Here is a 16038-nt window from a genome sequence, read left to right as displayed (position 1 = left end):
AGGATATCCGGGCCGTCGCCCTGGCTTCCATCGAGGACATGAAGGCCGAAAACACGGTCGAGATCGACCTGGCCGGTAAGACCTCGCTTGCAGACACCATGATCGTCACATCGGGCCGTTCCCACCGTCACGTGGGCGCGATCGCCGACCGCCTGGTCAAGGACCTCAAGGACAAGGGGTTCGGCACGCCGCGCGTGGAAGGCCTGCCTGCCTGCGATTGGGTGCTGATCGACGCCGGCGACATTCTCGTTCACATTTTCCGTCCCGAGGTGCGCGGCTTCTACAACCTCGAGAAGATGTGGGGCGCCGATCGTCCTCAGGATCGCGCGAGCTGAATGAAGGCTTGATCCGTTGCGACTGAGCTTGCTGGCCGTGGGCCGTCTCAAGAGCGGCCCCGAACGGGAGCTGGTCGAACGATACAGGCAGAGGGTCGAAGGCCTGGGCCGGGCCTTGGGCTTGGGCGGGCTCGATATCGTCGAGCTCCCGGAAAGCCGGGCGCGCCGGGATGACGACCGCCGCGCCGAAGAGGCGGCCGCCCTTCTGGAAAAGGCCGGATCCTCCGTGCTGATCGTCTTCGACGAGCGCGGCAGGAGTCCGTCGAGCGAGGCCTTCGCCGAACGAATCAGGCAGTGGCGCGACGAGGGCCGCTCCGGAGTGGCCTGCGTGATCGGCGGGCCGGACGGCCTCGATCCCAAGGTCCGCCAGCGGGCGGAGCTCGTGGTGTCCTTCGGCGCGCTCACGATGCCGCACCAGATCGTCCGGGCCCTTGTGGCCGAGCAACTTTATAGAGCGCTGACAATCATTGCCGGACACCCTTATCATCGCGCCGGCCACGATGATTCCTGACGAATGATCCGATTCGATGCCCTCCCGTCCCGCAAGGCCCTAGGCTTTGCCGCATGCCTGGTTGCCTCCGTCCTGGGTCCCGCATCGGCCCAGCAGGCGCCTGCGCCCGCGGGCGGAGCGCCCCAGATCGTGCCGGAGACCGAGGGGGAGAAGAAGAAGCGCCAGAGCGATCTCAAGGTCCTGGAAGAGGCCATGAACGCCAGCGCCGAGGCCCAGAAGCGCCTGGCGTCCGAGGTCGAAGAAATCCGGACGGACCGGGCCAAGCTCAACACGACCCTGATCGAAACCGCCGGCCGGGTCCGGGACACCGAGGACAGGATCCGCGGGCTGGAGCAGCGTCTCCAGACCCTGACCGCGTCCGAGGCCGCCATCCGCCGCTCCCTGGATGGGCGCCGGGAGGTGATCGTCGAGGTCTTCGCAGCGCTCCAGCGCATGGGCCGCCGCCCGCCGCCGGCCGTCCTGGTGCGGCCGGAGGACATGCTCGAGGCCGTGCGGGCCTCCATCATGCTCGGCGCGGTGCTGCCCGAGCTCAGAGCCGAGACCGAGATCCTGGCCTCCGACCTCGCCGAGCTGGTGCGCCTCAAGGAGGCCATCGCCACGGACCGCTCCACCCTCAACGCGGAGCTGACGGCCCTGAATGGCGAGCAGCAGCGCCTGAACGCGCTCATGGCCGCCCGTCAGAGCCGCCTGTCCGAGGTGGAGCGCAGCATCGGGGCCGAGCGGGACAAGACGGTGGAGCTCGCCCGCCAGGCGGGCACCCTCAAGGAGCTGATCGGCCGCATGGAGGCGGAAATCGCCGGGGCCCAGAGGGCCGCCGAGGAAGCCCGCAAGGCGGCCGAAGCCCAGGAGCGCGAGGCCAAGGAGCGCTTTGCCCAGGCGGCTTTCCGCGATCCGGCCCGCCTGGCTCCGAAGATCCCGTTCTCCGAGGCGAAGGGCCTGTTGCCGCGGCCCGTCAGCGGCGAAGTGACTCAGAGCTTCGGGGCCGACGACGGCTATGGCGGAACGACGCGCGGCATTTCGATCACGACCCGCCCGAAGGCGGCCGTTGTATCACCGGCGGACGGCTGGGTTGCCTTTGCCGGGCCCTTCCGATCCTATGGTCGACTCTTGATCATCAACGCGGGCGCGGGATATTATATTCTTCTGGCCGGTATGGACCAAATCAACGTCGACGTTGGGCAATTCGTGCTCGCTGGCGAGCCAGTCGCGACCATGGGGGATACTCCTCTCATGAGTTTGACCGGTTCCGCCATAGAAAAGAACAATCCCGTCCTCTATGTTGAGTTCAGGAAAGACGGCGGTTCGATCGACCCAGGTCCCTGGTGGGCGAAATCGCAAAGCGAAAAGGTTCGCGGATAATGCGCAAACTCTCCCTATTGATTCTCGGTGTGGCCATCGGCGCAGGCAGCGCGACCATGGTGTCGCAGACGAGCCTGATGACGTCGGGCGCTGTTGCCGCCTCGGCCGATACCTACCGACAGCTGAGCCTTTTCGGAGACGTCTTCGAGAAGGTCCGGACGGATTATGTCGAGAAGCCCGACGAGTCGAAGCTCGTCGAATCGGCCATCAACGGCATGCTCACCTCCCTCGACCCCCATTCGAGCTACATGGACGCCAAGAGCTTCCGCGACATGCAGGTGCAGACCCGCGGCGAGTTCGGGGGCTTGGGCATCGAGGTGACGATGGAAGACGGCCTCGTGAAGGTGGTCACGCCCATTGACGACACCCCGGCCTCCCGCGCCGGCGTCATGGCCAACGACATCATCACCCAGATCGACGGTGAACAGGTTCAGGGCCTCAACCTGAACCAGGCCGTCGACAAGATGCGCGGTCCGGTCAACTCCTCCGTCACGCTGAAGATCCAGCGCAAGGAGGCCAAGGATCCCATCGAGGTGAAGCTCACCCGTGAGACGATCAAGGTTCGCCCGGTGCGCGCCCGCGTCGAGGGCGATATCGGGGTCCTGCGCGTCACGCAGTTCAACGAACAGACCTACGAGGCCCTGCGCGCGGGCATCGAGAAGCTCACCCAAGACATCGGCGCCGACAAGGTGTCGGGCTTCGTCATCGATCTGCGCAACAACCCGGGCGGCCTGCTCGACCAGGCGATCATGGTGTCCGACGCCTTCCTCGACCGCGGCGAGATCGTTTCGACACGCAGCCGCAATGCCGAGGATACGCAGCGCTTCAGCGCCAAGTCGGGCGACCTGACCAAGGGCAAGCCTCTCGTCGTGCTCGTGAATGGCGGCTCAGCCTCCGCATCGGAGATCGTGGCCGGCGCCCTGCAGGATCACAAGCGTGCGACGGTGCTGGGCACCCGCTCCTTCGGCAAGGGCTCAGTCCAGACCATCATCCCGCTCGGCGGAAACGGCGCGGTGCGCCTGACCACGGCACGCTATTACACCCCGTCCGGACGCTCGATCCAGGCCAAGGGCATCGACCCGGATGTCGAGGTGTTGCAGGACGTGCCCGAGGAGCTGAAGGGCAAGGACGAGACCAAGGGCGAGGCCGGGCTGCGCGGGCACCTGCAGAACGGCGGCGACAAGGAAGAGCGCGGCGGTTCCTCCGCTTACGTGCCGCCGGATCCGACCAAGGACAAGCAACTGCTCGCGGCCTACGACCTGCTCCACGGCGTGCGCAAGGGCGCTGCCAACACCACGGCCGCCCCGAACTGAGTTCGAGCGGCGACGCGAAGATCATCGGGCCTGGCGGCACTGCCGCCAGGCCTTTTCTATTCAGGCTTTGACAACAGCACGGAACAGCTTGTGCAGGCTTCTGCGAAACGGCACTCTGGAAGCTCGACCTTTGGAACCATCGACACATGCCGGCGATACCTCAGATGATCGGCAACCGTGGGGGCAAGGCATGGGAGTGAATGTCTGATGAGAAGCGCCAAAACCCAGCAGAGCAGGAAGGAAATGCCTTATCGTTCCTGCGTCGGCGTCATGCTGCTCAACAGGCAGGGTCAGGTTTTCATCGGACGGCGTCATTCCGATTCCAGCGATCAGGTTGCCGATGGTTATGCGTGGCAGATGCCCCAGGGCGGCATCGATCCGGGTGAGGATCCCTATCAGGCGGCCTTGCGGGAGTTGTATGAGGAGACAAGCGTTCGCTCCGTGAGCCTGCTTGCAGAAGCACCTGATTGGTATTCCTACGACCTGCCTTCCATCGTGGCCGGGCGTGCATGGCGAGGGCGGTATCGCGGCCAGACACAAAAATGGTTCGCCTTCCGGTTCGAGGGCGACGAGAGCGAGATCAACATTCTTCAACCGGGCGGCGGGCACCATAGGCCCGAATTCGACGAGTGGCGCTGGGAAGACATGCATCGCCTGCCGGAGTTGATCATTCCCTTCAAACGTGGCGTTTACGAGAACGTCGTCGCAGCGTTCAGCCACCTGGTGCCACAGGTCACGAAATCCTGATCCTGGGGGACCGCCCTCGCTCCTGCGTTACTTGGCAGGAACAGCCACAAGGCCTGCGGGTTGTTTCGACGCTTTCTCGAAACTGCCGAGGTCGATCATCATGAACAAGCCTTTCAATCCCGAACCGACCAATCCTCTCGTCAGCGACATTCGCATCTTTCTCGATTCCGGATTCTGGATCGCGCTGCTGCTGGGATTGTTGCTGCTCGCCTGTGTCGGCGGCGTCATTCTCTACGCCACGGTCAAGCATGGGATCTCTCCTGTGTAACCGTGAGGCGGGAAGTTGCTCCTCGCCGCAGCGCGAGCAGACCGTCAGGGACCTGGGGTGGGATAGTGGATGGGGCCATCCGACCCGCGAGCGGAGCAGCCGATCAATGAGCACGACATTCAGGACCTCCAACATCGATGTGACGTCTGAGGCGCATGCGGAAATCGCGCAATCGTCAGGCGCGCGAATGAGGGATCGGGATGCAACGTGAGCGGCATCACCGGTGGTCCGGATCTGATCGTCATGCGTCGGTCAGCATGCCCGCGAAGGGAAGGCGTCTATCGTAAAACGACAGCGCCCGCGGCGAAAAACTTCGCCACGGGCGCCTGTAGTGAGCCGGTCAAGCTAGGCCGCGTACTGGATCTCGTCCGCGCGTCCCTGCTGCTCCTGCCGGGCCATCATCGCAATGGCTGCACGGGCATAGCAGCGGAATTCCTCTTTCAGGATTTCCGGCTCGGCTTCCCACAGCAGCGCATCGTCCTCGGCCTCATAAAGTGCACGAGCGACATATTCGACTTCTTGTTCCATGGTGGTGCCCCTTGTTTGCAGACGTGATTACTTCTTGCGGCCCCTTAGTGACCCGCAGCGTGGTTGACGTCAGCGAGTGGAAAGGACTTGGCCGTGCAACGAAGCCATTTGTCCGATAGGTTCCCGATTCGGCAAAGGTGCAAAAGGGGTAGTCCGACAGTTCTACGCCACGCGGCCAGCATGGGCCGATGCGCGTCCGGCATCCGTCAGGACACGCCGCCTCGAACCACTTGTCAATGCTGAGGTCCGACAGCAGGTAGCCCATTTCGGTTCTGGACTCGGTCAGGAACACGTGCGTCACGCTCGTGCTTGGAAACAGACTTTGCGCTGCGCTGGTCGCTAGAGCGATCCAGGTTACCGCAGCGATCCTTCGCGAGGCCGAATGGTTGTTTCATCGAGGCGCAAACATCTGATTGGTGAGACAAGGATGCACGGCTCCCATCTCTTGACCAGCCCAGGACTTTCAATCAGAACGACCCAGGAACGGACCGGCTTATCCTACAGCAAAAATTCCATGGAAGCGGTCCACGCTACGTTCATAGGGCACCATCAGACAATGGTATTGCGACCGATTCACAGCCTCCGCAAGAGGCTTGCGAAGCTGCGGCGATTTCCGTCCATCAGCTACCGCGACGAGGCGACCTTCATCCTCGATCCCCGCAACTGGATCGACAACCGAATTCTGGCCGGAGTTCGCTACGAGGACGCGCAACTTGCCTTCGTGCGCAGCGAGATCCGCAGGCGACGCCTCAGCCATGTCATCGATATCGGTGCGAATATCGGCCTCTACACGGTCCTGCTGGGCCGCGAGGCAACGGTCGCGGCCGTGCATGCCTTCGAGCCCGTCCGGCGCAACTACAACCAGCTCCTCGGCAATGTCTTCGCCAATCGGCTCGACATGAAGGTCACGGCTCACCGGCTCGGGCTCGGCGATCGGACCGACGAGCTGGTTATCCATGTCGATCCGACCTCGACCGGTGTCTCGCGTCTCGACCTGAGCACCACGGCGAGAAACCTGTCCGTCTTTACGGACCAGGAGACCATCCAGGTGCGCCGCCTCGACGACGTCATCGCTCTCGATCACCAGCGCATCTTCTCCAAGATCGATGTGGAAGGCATGGCCGAGGCTGTTGTCCGCGGAATGCCCCGTCTCCTGGACCGGAACACGGGCCTGCTTCAGGTCGAGATTTCAAAGGCCGAGCAGGGTGCTGCGGAACTCCTCGAAACCCACGGCTGGCGCCTCGTCAGACAGATCGAGGCGGATTGGTACTTCGCTAAGGAATGATGGGCACTGGCGAACATCATTCCTGAGCTCCGGCCTTGCATCGGCGGGTCTGCGGTTCGGGGAAGCAATCGGCTCCGGTGCCGGAGCCTTCATCGAGAGGTTGGTTGCTTCTCATTCGCTGGAAAGGGATGCGGCTTGAAGCGTCAGGCGGCGCCGGATGCATGAACGGCGGTCGTCGGCCCCTACAGGTGCGGCCGTCTGATCGTCTTTTGCCCTTGAGGATATTGTGTTCTCACAGGCTTCCCGCCGTGCCATCTGAAAAGGCGATGGTGCCCCTGGCCGGGATCGAACCAGCACTCCTTGCGGAACTCGATTTTGAGTCGAGCGCGTCTACCAATTCCGCCACAGGGGCAAGGATCTGCGGAGTACCATGAGGCATCGCGCATGGTCAATCAGGCAGATGTGAAAGCTTGAGCGGAGGCTGCCCCTCGCTATTCCGGGCGGGTTATGCTCAAACAGGCCGCCGCGGTCCTCAAGACCGATCATTGCCGGAATCTCATGCTCAGACGACTCTACGACTGGACCCTGTCCCTCGCTTCGAGGCCTTCCGCTCCCTATGCCCTGGCCGCCGTGTCCTTCGCGGAAAGCTCCTTCTTTCCCGTGCCGCCGGACGTGATGCTCGTGCCCATGATGCTGGCCCGTCCCGACCGGGCCTGGTTCTATGCCCTCGTCTGCACGATCGCGTCGGTCCTCGGCGGCATCCTGGGCTATGCCATCGGGGTCGCCTTCTACGACACGATCGGGGTCCGGCTCTTCGAGTTCTACGGTCTCACGCAGGGCGTGGAAGCCTTCCGGCACGGCTATGCGGAATACGGGCATTGGGTGATCCTGCTCAAAGGCCTCACGCCGATCCCCTACAAGCTCGTCACCATCACGTCGGGCCTTGCCGGCTACTCCTTGGGCTGGTTCATCCTGCTCTCGGTCCTGACCCGCGGCGCGCGCTTCTTCCTGGTCGCATTGCTCATGAGCCGGTTCGGACCCCGCATCAAGGCGATCATCGACAACAACTTCAACCTTGTTGCGACCCTCGCCATCGTGGTCATCATTGGCGGCTTCGTGGCCTTCCGGTATCTATTTTAAGGGGGACGGGCATGAGCCTTCGCCTGACCATGCGCCAAGCCGCCCTGGCGATCGTGTTGGCCGCGGCCGTCACGATCGGCGGCGCACTCGTGTTCGAGCATGCCTTCGGCTATGTGCCCTGCAAGCTCTGCCTGGTCCAGCGCAACCCCTATTACGCCGCCATGCCGCTCGGGCTCGCGGCGGCTCTTCTGCCGCCGCATTGGACACGGATGGGGCTGTGGATCCTGGCGCTGATCTTTCTCGTGAGCGCAGGGCTCGGCGCCTATCATTCGGGAGTCGAATGGGGCTTCTTCGTCGGTCCCAGCGATTGCGGCGGCGGCTCTGGCGCGGGTGCCGGCAATGTGGGCGATTTTCTCAGCCAGCTGCAGAACACCCGCGTGGTGAGCTGCACAGAGGCCGCATGGCGCTTTCTCGGGTTGTCGCTGGCAGGATGGAACGTGCTGATCTCTCTTGCCCTGGCGGCCTTCGCGGCCACGGCTGCGGCGGGAAAGGGCATCGCCGTCAGGGACTAGAGCATCGGACCCATGGGCGGTGAGCCGGGTCCCCTTCGCCGAAAAAGGCTCTAGCTCTCGAGCTCGGCATCCCAGTACAGGAAGTCCATCCAGGTCTGGTGGAGGTCGTCCCTCGCCTGGGGGAGGCGCCGGGCGATGGCGTCGAGTTCGTGCGGGCTGGGTTCGAACGGCCTGCGCCTGAGCGTCATCCCGGCCTGCTGCGGGGTCTTGCTTCCCTTGCGGAGATTATCGGCGCTGCAGGAGGCCACGATGTTGCTCCAGGCCGACATGCCCCCCCGACTTTTCGGAATGACATGGTCGAAGGTCAGGTCCTTGGCGTCGTATCTCTGGCCGCAATACTGGCAGGTAAACTCGTCCCTCAGGAACAGGTGGTAGCGGGTAAAGGCCACCTTCTTGCGCTTGCGGTAACGCTTGAGGGCTACGACGGCGGGGACTTCGAAGGACTGGTTGGCGGAATGAACCCGGACGTCCTCGTAGGTCTTGATCTGAACGACCCGGTCCTGGATCACGGCCACGAAGGCGTCCTGCCAATTCCAGATCGAGAGCGGCGCCCAGCTCAGGGGTTGGAGATCCGCATTGAGGACGAGGGTTCTGAGATTGGAGATGGGAACGTTCATTCTAGAACCCCCACTCCGTTACATGGTCTTGCCGGTCCGGGAGTCGACGGGGTTGCGGGTCCGATCCGGGCAGTCGCCACGATCTCGGCGGCTGGCGTAACGGCGCAGGAAGGTCTTGAAGCGAAAGAGAACCGGATATCGGAGGGGCTGAACGTCGGGTCGCGGAGACGTCCGGAAGGATAGAGGCTGAAGGTCTCGGACTTCGGACGGCCTTGTCGTACTCGGATAGGGCGTTCACACGGTTCGTAAGCGCCGCCCTGATCGCACCCCGCCGGCCGCAGGAGCGCAAGGCATCATCCCTCAAAGGCCGGTCCCCAGCATCGAGGAAAAGGGCCGGACAGGTCTCCGGCTTCGCAACAGGTTTGATGCGAATCGTCACATCGCCTCCTCTCAAAGAAGAGTAGTCCCGTCTGAGTAGACTATAGGCAATGTGACGCTGTTGTGAAGCTCACCCACAGGACGTTTGTGCCGCACCCGATCCGATTTCGGTGAACAATTGGCGCCGAGACGCCCTCAGGGCCTCCGCGCGGAAGCGGCCTGGCCGCCCGCACGCGACGAAGCGCCGCCCGAAAGAGGGAGCTCGCATGGGCTTCCCGAAGGGACGATGCCGTCCCGTCCGATCCTCTAGCGGGTCGGAACCGGGTGCTCGCCGCGATAATCGTAGAAACCGCGCTTGGTCTTGCGACCGAGCCAGCCGGCTTCGACGTATTTCACCAGGAGCGGGCAGGGGCGGTACTTGGAATCGGCCAGGCCCTCATAGAGCACCTGCATGATGGACAGGCAGGTATCGAGGCCGATGAAGTCGGCAAGCTGCAGCGGCCCCATCGGGTGGTTCGCACCGAGGCGCATGGCGGTGTCGATGGCCTCGACCGAGCCCACGCCCTCATAGAGGGTGTAGATCGCCTCGTTGATCATCGGCAGCAGGATGCGGTTGACGATGAAGGCAGGGAAATCCTCCGAGACCGTGGAGGTCTTGCCGAGCTTGGCGATGAATTCCTTGGCGGATTCGTACGTGGCATCGTCGGTCGCGATGCCGCGGATCAGCTCGACGAGCTGCATCACCGGCACCGGGTTCATGAAGTGGATGCCGATGAACTTCTCCGGGCGGTCGGTGGCGGCGGCAAGCCGGGTGATCGAGATCGAGGATGTGTTGGTCGCGATCATCGTGTCCGGGCGCAGCGAGGGGCAGAGATTGGTGAAGATCTTGCGCTTCACCTCCTCGTTCTCGGTCGCGGCCTCGATCACGATGTCGCAAAGGGCCAGGTCGTCATAGCCCTGCGCCGGCTTGATGCGCTCGAGCGCCCCCTGCCGGTCGTTGTCGGCGATCGCGCCCTTGGCGACCTGGCGCGCCATGTTGCCGTTGATGGTGGCAAGGCCCGCATTGATGCGGTCCTCGGAGAGATCGTGGAGCCGGACGCTGAACCCCGCGAGCGAGCAGACATGGGCGATGCCGCTGCCCATCTGCCCTGCGCCGATCACGCCAACCGTTTTGATCTCGATGCCCATCTGAATCCGCCTGCAGTCCATGCTCGAAGCGTCCGGGCGGGACGTCCCGCCCGGATCGCGATCATTCGCCTATTCCTGACCCGATTAACCGGCTTTGNCCGTCTTGAGCGGCCGGTCGGGATCGGTGCGCCACTCGGGCAGGAGGCCGTCGAGCCCGATCGGGTCGATCACCGCGCCGGACAGAATGTGGGCGCCCACCTCCGAGCCTTTTTCCACCACCACCACGGAGATGTCCGCGCCGGCTTGCGCCGCCTGCTGCTTGAGCCGGATCGCCGCGGCAAGCCCCGCAGGGCCGGCCCCGACAATCACGACGTCAAACTCCATCGATTCCCGAGCCGGTAGATCGGACATGATTTGCGCTACCCAGCCTTACGCTGCTTGCCCGTGTGACGACGTCNATGTCCGCGCCGGCTTGCGCCGCCTGCTGCTTGAGCCGGATCGCCGCGGCAAGCCCCGCAGGGCCGGCCCCGACAATCACAACGTCAAACTCCATCGATTCCCGAGCCGGTAGATCGGACATGCGTGTTCTCCTGTACGCGACCTCGAAGCGCACCCTGACCGTTTAGATATGAACAATCGAGCGGGCTTCTCAAGGGCAGCCTTCTTTGGAACTGTCCTAGCTTCATTGGCTGGAAGCTGAAAGTTCGCTTTGTGCATAAGGTTATGCCGGGAGCCGATGACCTGGCACCCGGCGCGGGCGGTCGCATGCCGCAAAACAGGGCGATAACCGCCCTGGAGACGAGCCTCCCGAGTTGTCCGCCCTCCTCCGAGACACATAAAATGCGTCGATGCAGAATCACCCTTCAGCTCGCGAAGCGTTCTACACGCTCTTCGACACGCCCATCGGCGTCTGCGGTCTTGCCTGGAACGGCCGCGGGATCGTCGGCGTGCAGTTGCCGGAAGACGATGCATCCCTGACGCGAAGCCGCATCGCCAAGCGTTTTCCTGGAACGGCCGAAGCCCCTCCCCCGCCCGCCATTCGGGCGATCATGGCGGATATGGTCGCTCTGCTGAAGGGCGAGGCGCGCGATCTGTCCGGTGTCCCGCTGGATATGGAGGGTGTGCCGGAGCTCCACCGAAATGTCTACGAGGTTGCGCGCGGCATCCCGCCCGGACGGGTCCTGACCTATGGGGAGATCGCGTCCAGGCTCCATATCGAGAATGCCCGGCTGATCGGTCAGGCGCTCGGACGCAATCCGTTCGCCCTTATCGTCCCCTGCCACCGGGTTGTCGCTGCGGGCGGCAAGCTCGGCGGGTTTTCGGCGAATGGCGGCAGCATGACGAAGCGCCGCCTCCTCGCCATCGAAGGCGCCCGGCGCGACGAGGAGCCGACGCTTTTCGATCCGATATCGTAAGCACAGCTCCAGTCTTCGGCTCCCCAAGCTCCTATCCTGAGGAGGACCAGAGGTCCGCCTCGAGGGACGAGGGCGTCTCCAGTACAATCCAGATCATCCTTCGAGACGCCGCTCACGAGGCTCCTCAGGACGAGGTCGGAGGTTCTGGAGTTTCATGAGCCGTGAGTTGTTCATTCGTACCGGAATGCTTACATACGGGTCATGCAGGATCTCCCTTCCGACCGCGATGCTTTGAGGGCGCTCCTCGACTTCCATGTCGAGGCGGGGGTCGATCTCGCCCTCGACGAGACCCCGCACAACCGCTTCGCGGAGCCGAAGTCCGAGCCCGCTCCGGCCAGGAGCCCGCCCCTCCAGGGGACGGCGTCCCCTGCCGCATCGCCCGTTTCTCCGCTGCCCCGGGCGCTTCCGAAGGCTGCCGCCGGCGCGCCCGACGAGGTGGCGAGCCTCGCCCGCGAGCAGGCCCGCCATGCGCAGTCCCTGGAGGAGCTGGAAACGATCCTTGCAGGCTTCGAGGGCTGCGCCCTGAAGTTCTCGGCCAAGAACCTGGCCTTCGCCGACGGCAATCCGGAAGCCCGCGTGATGCTCGTGGGCGAGGCCCCGGGCGCGGAGGAGGACCGGATCGGCAAGCCTTTCATGGGCCGCTCCGGCCAGCTGCTCGACCGGATGCTCGCCACCATCGGCCTCGACCGTTCCCAGGTCTATGTGGCCAACATCGTCCCCTGGCGTCCGCCGGGCAACCGCACGCCGACCCCGCAGGAGATCGCGATCTGCAAGCCGTTCATCGCGCGGCAGATCGAGCTGGCCTCTCCCGAATTTCTTCTGTGCCTCGGCGGCCCCGCAGCCCAGAACCTGCTCGGCCTGAAGGACGGAATCCTGCGCACCCGGGGGCGCTGGTACACCTACCAGGCCGAGGACGGCCGCGAGATCCGGGCGATGCCGACCCTGCATCCGGCCTATCTGCTGCGCCAGCCCCTGCAGAAGCGCCTCGGCTGGCGGGACTTCATGGCCCTGCGGCGGGCGCTCGACGCGAAGGAATAGCCCTCCCCCAAAGGGGCTTCCCCAGGGGCATTCGGAACTCGTTCATACATTTGCGCCTTAAGCTCATGCGGCCAATCAGGCCGCTGCCCGTAGGTGGAACATGCGCTGGGAAGACTTTCGAACCTCGTCCAATGTGGAAGACCGCCGTGGCATGGGCATGGTCGGCGGCGGCGGACTGGGCATCGGCACCATCGTGATTCTCGGTCTCGTCGGCTGGGCGCTCGGCATCGACCCGCGTCTTCTGATCGGCGGCGCGGAAATGATCGCGGGCGGCGGTTCGGGCTACCAGCAGCAACAGGGCCGCCAGGGCGCGCCCCAGGACGAGGCCGGGCGCTTCGCCGCCGCGATCCTCGGCAATACGGAAGACGTGTGGAAAACCGTGCTGCCCCAGCAGGCCAACAGGCAGTACCGGGAGCCGAAGCTGGTGCTGTTCTCCGGCGCCACGCGCTCGGGCTGCGGCGGCGCGCAATCGGCCATGGGGCCGTTCTATTGCCCGCTCGATCAAACCGTCTACATCGACCTCTCCTTCTTCGAGGAGATGCAGCGCCGCTTCCGCACGGGCGGCGACTTCGCCTATGCCTATGTGCTCGCGCACGAGGTCGGCCACCATGTGGAGAACCTGCTCGGCATCCTGCCCCGCGTGCAGGAGCGCCAGCAGGAGGTGAGCCGCTCGGAAGCCAACCAGCTCTCCGTGCGTGTGGAGCTGATGGCCGATTGCCTGGCGGGCGTGTGGGCGCACCATTCCAACCAGCGCTGGAAGTCGCTCGAGCAGGGCGACATCGAGGAAGCGATCCGCGCGGCGGAAGCCATCGGCGACGACCGGCTGCAGAAGCAGGCCCAGGGCCGCGTGGTGCCCGATTCCTTCACCCACGGCTCGTCGGAACAGCGCATGCGCTGGCTCACGACCGGCCTGCAGAGCGGCTCCGTCCAGTCCTGCGACACGTTCAGGGCCGCGAGATTGTAAGTCTACGACTTCCACCGTCAGGGCCGTGCTTGTCACGGCCATCCACGTCTCTTTGCATTGCGGTTCAAAAACGGGGATCACCGGCACAAGGCCGGTGATGCCGGAGGAGGTGTTCGTGTGCTCGCCTCTGCGTTAGATGTTGGTCGTCCACGCGAGAGTTCTCCCATGCCCGGCATCGACGACACGCTCACCTTCGTTCCCTTGACCATCGCGGTGCTCACCGTGTCCGACACGCGCTCGCTCGACGAGGACAAGTCGGGAGCAACCCTCGCCGAGCGGATCACGAAGGCGGGTCACCGATTGAGCGACCGCGCCATCGTGCCGGACGATGTGGAGGCCATCCGCGCGACGGTGAAAGGCTGGATCGCCGATCCCGCGATCGACGTGGTCATCACCACCGGCGGCACGGGCTTCACCGGCCGCGACGTCACGCCGGAAGCGATCGAGCCCCTGTTCGAGAAGCGCATGGACGGCTTCTCCGCCGTGTTCCACCGCATCTCGTACGACAAGATCGGCACCTCGACGATCCAGTCGCGCGCCACGGCGGGCGTGGCGAATTCCACCTTCATCTTCGTGCTGCCGGGTTCGCCGGGCGCCTGCAAGGATGCGTGGGACGGGATCCTCGTCACGCAGCTCGATTACCGCTACCGCCCCTGCAATTTCGTCGAGATCATGCCGCGCCTCGACGAGCATCTGAAGCGCGGGAAGCTCAAAGGCTAGGGTCCTTGCATGAGGGACGCATTTTGGACCGCAAAACCGGCAGCCACTTTTGCGGTAAAATGCTCCGATCAGCCGAAGACCGGATCGCGCTCGATCCGGGCCGACAGGCGCACGGGCGTGCGGGCCTTGACCTCGTTGAGCAGAACCCGCCGGTGCACCAGATCGCCCGCGCGCACCGATGCGCCCGGGAAGGCGCGACGCAGGAGCCCGGCCAGGCCGGAGCCGTGACGGCGGAGCCGGGCGAGGCCCCGCTCGGGCGGGGCCAGGGCCACGAAGCGATCGAGAACCCGAATCCAGTCTTCCTGGGGAATGTCGCCGTCGTCGAGGCAGAGCAGCCAATCGCGCCGCGCCGCGCGGACGCCGTCCGCCCAGGAGGCCCCCTCCGCCACGATCAGGCTGGCCCCCACCGCGTCGGCCACCTTGGCGAGCGTCTCGTCGGGCTCCGCCGCCAGGATGACGGCATCGCCCACGAGGCCCGCCGCGACGGCAGGCACGAGGGCGCTCAAGGTGGCGGCCAGGGCCTCCGGCCCATGGGTGACACGGACGAGAACGGTGATCATGGGCCTCTTATAGCCCTTTCAGATGGATACGTCGCCAACAAGATCCTCATCAGGCCTCTTGATTTTGTTCCTCGTTTGTTCTGTTCTAATTCCGTTCTCACCGACAGATTCGCTCGAGGCCGCCATGTCCGCCCGTCCCAAGGATTTCACCGCGCCGCCGAGGCCCCCGCTGCGCTCGCCCATCGACGCTGCGGAAGCGGCGCGGCGGCGCATGGACGATCCGGCCTACCGGGTGGAGATGGACCGTCGGCGGGGCCGTGGCGCCGCGTCGAATCCGTCGGGGCGCTACGAGCCCGCGCGCCGCGAGAGCTTCGACGACGGCTGGGACATCGAGGAGGATCTGCCTCCCCTGCCGACCGAGGTGATCATCGAGAAGCCGCGCACGATCATCACGAAGAACGATTCCCCCGACATCCTCTTCGAGAAATCGATCAACCCCTATCGCGGCTGCGAGCACGGCTGCTCCTATTGCTTCGCGAGGCCAACGCACGCCTATCAGGGCCTGTCCTCGGGTCTCGATTTCGAGACCAAGATCTTCGCCAAGCCCAATGCCGCCGAACTCCTGGAGAAGGAGCTGCGCGCCCCCAACTACCAGCCCACGACCATTGCGCTCGGCGCCAATACGGACCCCTATCAGCCGGTGGAGCGCAAGTTCCGCATCACGCGCTCGATCCTGGAGGTGCTCAACCGGGCCAACCACCCGGTCGGCATCGTGACGAAATCGGCGCTCGTCACGCGCGACATCGATCTCCTGAGCCAGATGGCGGACAAGCAGCTCGTCAAGGTGGCGCTCTCGATCACGACCCTCGACCCGAAGCTCGCCCGCAAGATGGAGCCCCGCGCCGCCACCCCGGCGAAGCGCCTCGAGACCGTGCGCAGGCTCTCCGAGGCCGGCATTCCGGTGACCGTGCTGGTGGCCCCGATCATTCCGGCGATCAACGACCACGAGATCGAGGCGATCCTGAAGGCCTCACAGCTCGCAGGCGCCCAGGAGGCCGGATACGTGCTGCTTCGCCTGCCGCACGACCTGAAGGATCTCATGCGCGACTGGCTGGTCGAGCATTACCCGGACAAGCTCAAGCACGTGTTCTCGCTGCTGCAGGAAGCCCGCGGCGGCAAGGATTACGATTCCGACTGGAGCACCCGCCAGTCGGGCGTCGGCCCCTATGCATGGATGATCGGCCGCCGCTTCGAGACCGCCGCCGAGCGGCTCGGACTGAACAAACGCAACCTGTCGCTGCGCAAGGACCTGTTCGCGCCGCCGGCAAAGGAGACGGGGCAGTTGAACCTGTTCTAGACGCTGCACACCATAGCCCATTTCGTCATGGCCGGGCTTGTCT

The 16038-nt window shown here is 64.6% G+C and carries 20 protein-coding genes, 1 tRNA gene and 1 pseudogene; 14 read left to right on the top strand and 8 right to left on the bottom strand.

What is annotated here, in order from left to right; translation table 11 throughout:
* The first annotated feature begins 5 nt into the window (after window positions 1-5).
* The 6 genes from rsfS to E4K09_RS28660 all read left to right on the top strand — a co-directional run bounded on the left by rsfS (window position 6) and on the right by E4K09_RS28660 (window position 4533).
* Window positions 6-335, top strand: a complete 330-nt coding sequence (gene rsfS, locus E4K09_RS01205; RefSeq protein ID WP_244470453.1) for a ribosome silencing factor — start codon at window positions 6-8, stop codon at window positions 333-335.
* Between the two features lie 16 nt (window positions 336-351).
* A complete protein-coding gene (gene rlmH / locus E4K09_RS01200) occupies window positions 352-846 on the top strand; it encodes a 23S rRNA (pseudouridine(1915)-N(3))-methyltransferase RlmH (RefSeq protein ID WP_134494452.1) in 495 nt (164 codons plus the stop codon).
* Between the two features lie 3 nt (window positions 847-849).
* Window positions 850-2205 carry a murein hydrolase activator EnvC family protein gene (locus E4K09_RS01195; protein WP_134494451.1) on the top strand — a complete coding sequence of 452 codons (1356 nt, stop codon included), beginning with the start codon at window positions 850-852 and terminating at the stop codon, window positions 2203-2205.
* Window positions 2205-3518 (top strand): S41 family peptidase, encoded by a 1314-nt coding sequence (locus E4K09_RS01190; RefSeq protein ID WP_134494449.1) that lies wholly within the window; start codon window positions 2205-2207, stop codon window positions 3516-3518. The genes E4K09_RS01195 and E4K09_RS01190 overlap by 1 nt, the downstream gene beginning before the upstream one ends.
* A gap of 207 nt (window positions 3519-3725) precedes the next feature.
* Window positions 3726-4265 (top strand): RNA pyrophosphohydrolase, encoded by a 540-nt coding sequence (locus tag E4K09_RS01185; RefSeq protein ID WP_134494447.1) that lies wholly within the window; start codon window positions 3726-3728, stop codon window positions 4263-4265.
* Between the two features lie 100 nt (window positions 4266-4365).
* Complete coding sequence (locus E4K09_RS28660) at window positions 4366-4533, top strand: hypothetical protein (protein WP_166802089.1); 168 nt, start codon at window positions 4366-4368, stop codon at window positions 4531-4533.
* 345 nt (window positions 4534-4878) lie between these two features.
* On the opposite strand, the gene E4K09_RS01180 is transcribed toward E4K09_RS28660, so the two are convergent.
* Entirely contained in the window at window positions 4879-5061 is a 183-nt protein-coding gene (locus tag E4K09_RS01180; RefSeq protein ID WP_134494445.1) for a hypothetical protein, read from the bottom strand.
* Between the two features lie 556 nt (window positions 5062-5617).
* Here E4K09_RS01180 and E4K09_RS01175 point away from each other — a divergent pair.
* On the top strand, window positions 5618-6346 hold the full coding sequence (locus tag E4K09_RS01175; RefSeq protein ID WP_166802088.1) for an FkbM family methyltransferase: 729 nt from the start codon (window positions 5618-5620) through the stop codon (window positions 6344-6346).
* A 267-nt stretch (window positions 6347-6613) separates the two neighbouring features.
* Here the strand turns inward: E4K09_RS01175 and E4K09_RS01170 are convergent.
* Window positions 6614-6698 (bottom strand) — tRNA-Leu (locus E4K09_RS01170).
* Between the two features lie 146 nt (window positions 6699-6844).
* On the opposite strand from E4K09_RS01170, the gene E4K09_RS01165 reads away from it, so the two are divergent.
* Together E4K09_RS01165 and E4K09_RS01160 are read left to right on the top strand one after the other, a co-directional pair.
* Window positions 6845-7426 carry a YqaA family protein gene (locus E4K09_RS01165; protein ID WP_134494441.1) on the top strand — a complete coding sequence of 194 codons (582 nt, stop codon included), beginning with the start codon at window positions 6845-6847 and terminating at the stop codon, window positions 7424-7426.
* An 11-nt stretch (window positions 7427-7437) separates the two neighbouring features.
* Window positions 7438-7938, top strand: coding sequence for a disulfide bond formation protein B (locus E4K09_RS01160; RefSeq protein WP_134494439.1), 501 nt, complete (start codon window positions 7438-7440; stop codon window positions 7936-7938).
* 50 nt (window positions 7939-7988) lie between these two features.
* Here E4K09_RS01160 and E4K09_RS01155 read toward each other — a convergent pair whose 3' ends face one another.
* The 5 genes and pseudogenes from E4K09_RS01155 to E4K09_RS30915 all read right to left on the bottom strand — a co-directional run.
* On the bottom strand, window positions 7989-8555 hold the full coding sequence (locus E4K09_RS01155) for an HNH endonuclease (RefSeq protein WP_134494437.1): 567 nt from the start codon (window positions 8553-8555) through the stop codon (window positions 7989-7991).
* 624 nt (window positions 8556-9179) lie between these two features.
* Window positions 9180-10061 carry a 3-hydroxybutyryl-CoA dehydrogenase gene (locus E4K09_RS01150; protein ID WP_134494435.1) on the bottom strand — a complete coding sequence of 294 codons (882 nt, stop codon included), beginning with the start codon at window positions 10059-10061 and terminating at the stop codon, window positions 9180-9182.
* Window positions 10062-10159: 98 nt separating this feature from the next.
* The coding region (locus E4K09_RS01145) for an FAD-dependent oxidoreductase (protein WP_134494569.1) at window positions 10160-10412 on the bottom strand (253 nt) is incomplete at its 3' end.
* Window positions 10375-10458: pseudogene (locus E4K09_RS30920) on the bottom strand (hypothetical protein); the annotation flags it as partial. The pseudogene E4K09_RS30920 and the gene E4K09_RS01145, both read right to left, overlap by 38 nt.
* 1 nt (window position 10459) lies before the next feature.
* The coding region (locus E4K09_RS30915; RefSeq protein ID WP_425293799.1) for an FAD-dependent oxidoreductase at window positions 10460-10554 on the bottom strand (95 nt) is incomplete at its 3' end.
* Between the two features lie 295 nt (window positions 10555-10849).
* Here E4K09_RS30915 and E4K09_RS01135 point away from each other — a divergent pair.
* From E4K09_RS01135 to moaB, 4 genes are all read left to right on the top strand, one after another.
* Entirely contained in the window at window positions 10850-11416 is a 567-nt protein-coding gene (locus tag E4K09_RS01135) for a methylated-DNA--[protein]-cysteine S-methyltransferase (protein ID WP_134494431.1), read from the top strand.
* A gap of 201 nt (window positions 11417-11617) precedes the next feature.
* On the top strand, window positions 11618-12454 hold the full coding sequence (locus E4K09_RS01130; RefSeq protein WP_134494429.1) for a uracil-DNA glycosylase: 837 nt from the start codon (window positions 11618-11620) through the stop codon (window positions 12452-12454).
* A gap of 100 nt (window positions 12455-12554) precedes the next feature.
* Entirely contained in the window at window positions 12555-13418 is an 864-nt protein-coding gene (ypfJ, locus tag E4K09_RS01125; RefSeq protein WP_134494427.1) for a KPN_02809 family neutral zinc metallopeptidase, read from the top strand.
* Between the two features lie 165 nt (window positions 13419-13583).
* Window positions 13584-14138: a molybdenum cofactor biosynthesis protein B gene (gene moaB / locus E4K09_RS01120; protein WP_134494426.1), complete on the top strand. Its 555-nt coding sequence runs from the start codon at window positions 13584-13586 to the stop codon at window positions 14136-14138.
* A 68-nt stretch (window positions 14139-14206) separates the two neighbouring features.
* On the opposite strand, the gene E4K09_RS01115 is transcribed toward moaB, so the two are convergent.
* On the bottom strand, window positions 14207-14698 hold the full coding sequence (locus tag E4K09_RS01115) for a hypothetical protein (RefSeq protein WP_134494425.1): 492 nt from the start codon (window positions 14696-14698) through the stop codon (window positions 14207-14209).
* A gap of 124 nt (window positions 14699-14822) precedes the next feature.
* Here E4K09_RS01115 and E4K09_RS01110 point away from each other — a divergent pair, with 124 nt between their 5' ends.
* On the top strand, window positions 14823-15995 hold the full coding sequence (locus E4K09_RS01110; RefSeq protein ID WP_134494423.1) for a PA0069 family radical SAM protein: 1173 nt from the start codon (window positions 14823-14825) through the stop codon (window positions 15993-15995).
* Window positions 15996-16038: the final 43 nt, after the last annotated feature.

The sequence above is a fragment of the Microvirga pakistanensis genome, assembly GCF_004458765.1.
Classification (GTDB): domain Bacteria; phylum Pseudomonadota; class Alphaproteobacteria; order Rhizobiales; family Beijerinckiaceae; genus Microvirga; species Microvirga pakistanensis.
The sequence above is the reverse complement of the archived record's forward strand: the minus strand, read 5'-3'. Positions and strand labels throughout refer to the sequence as shown.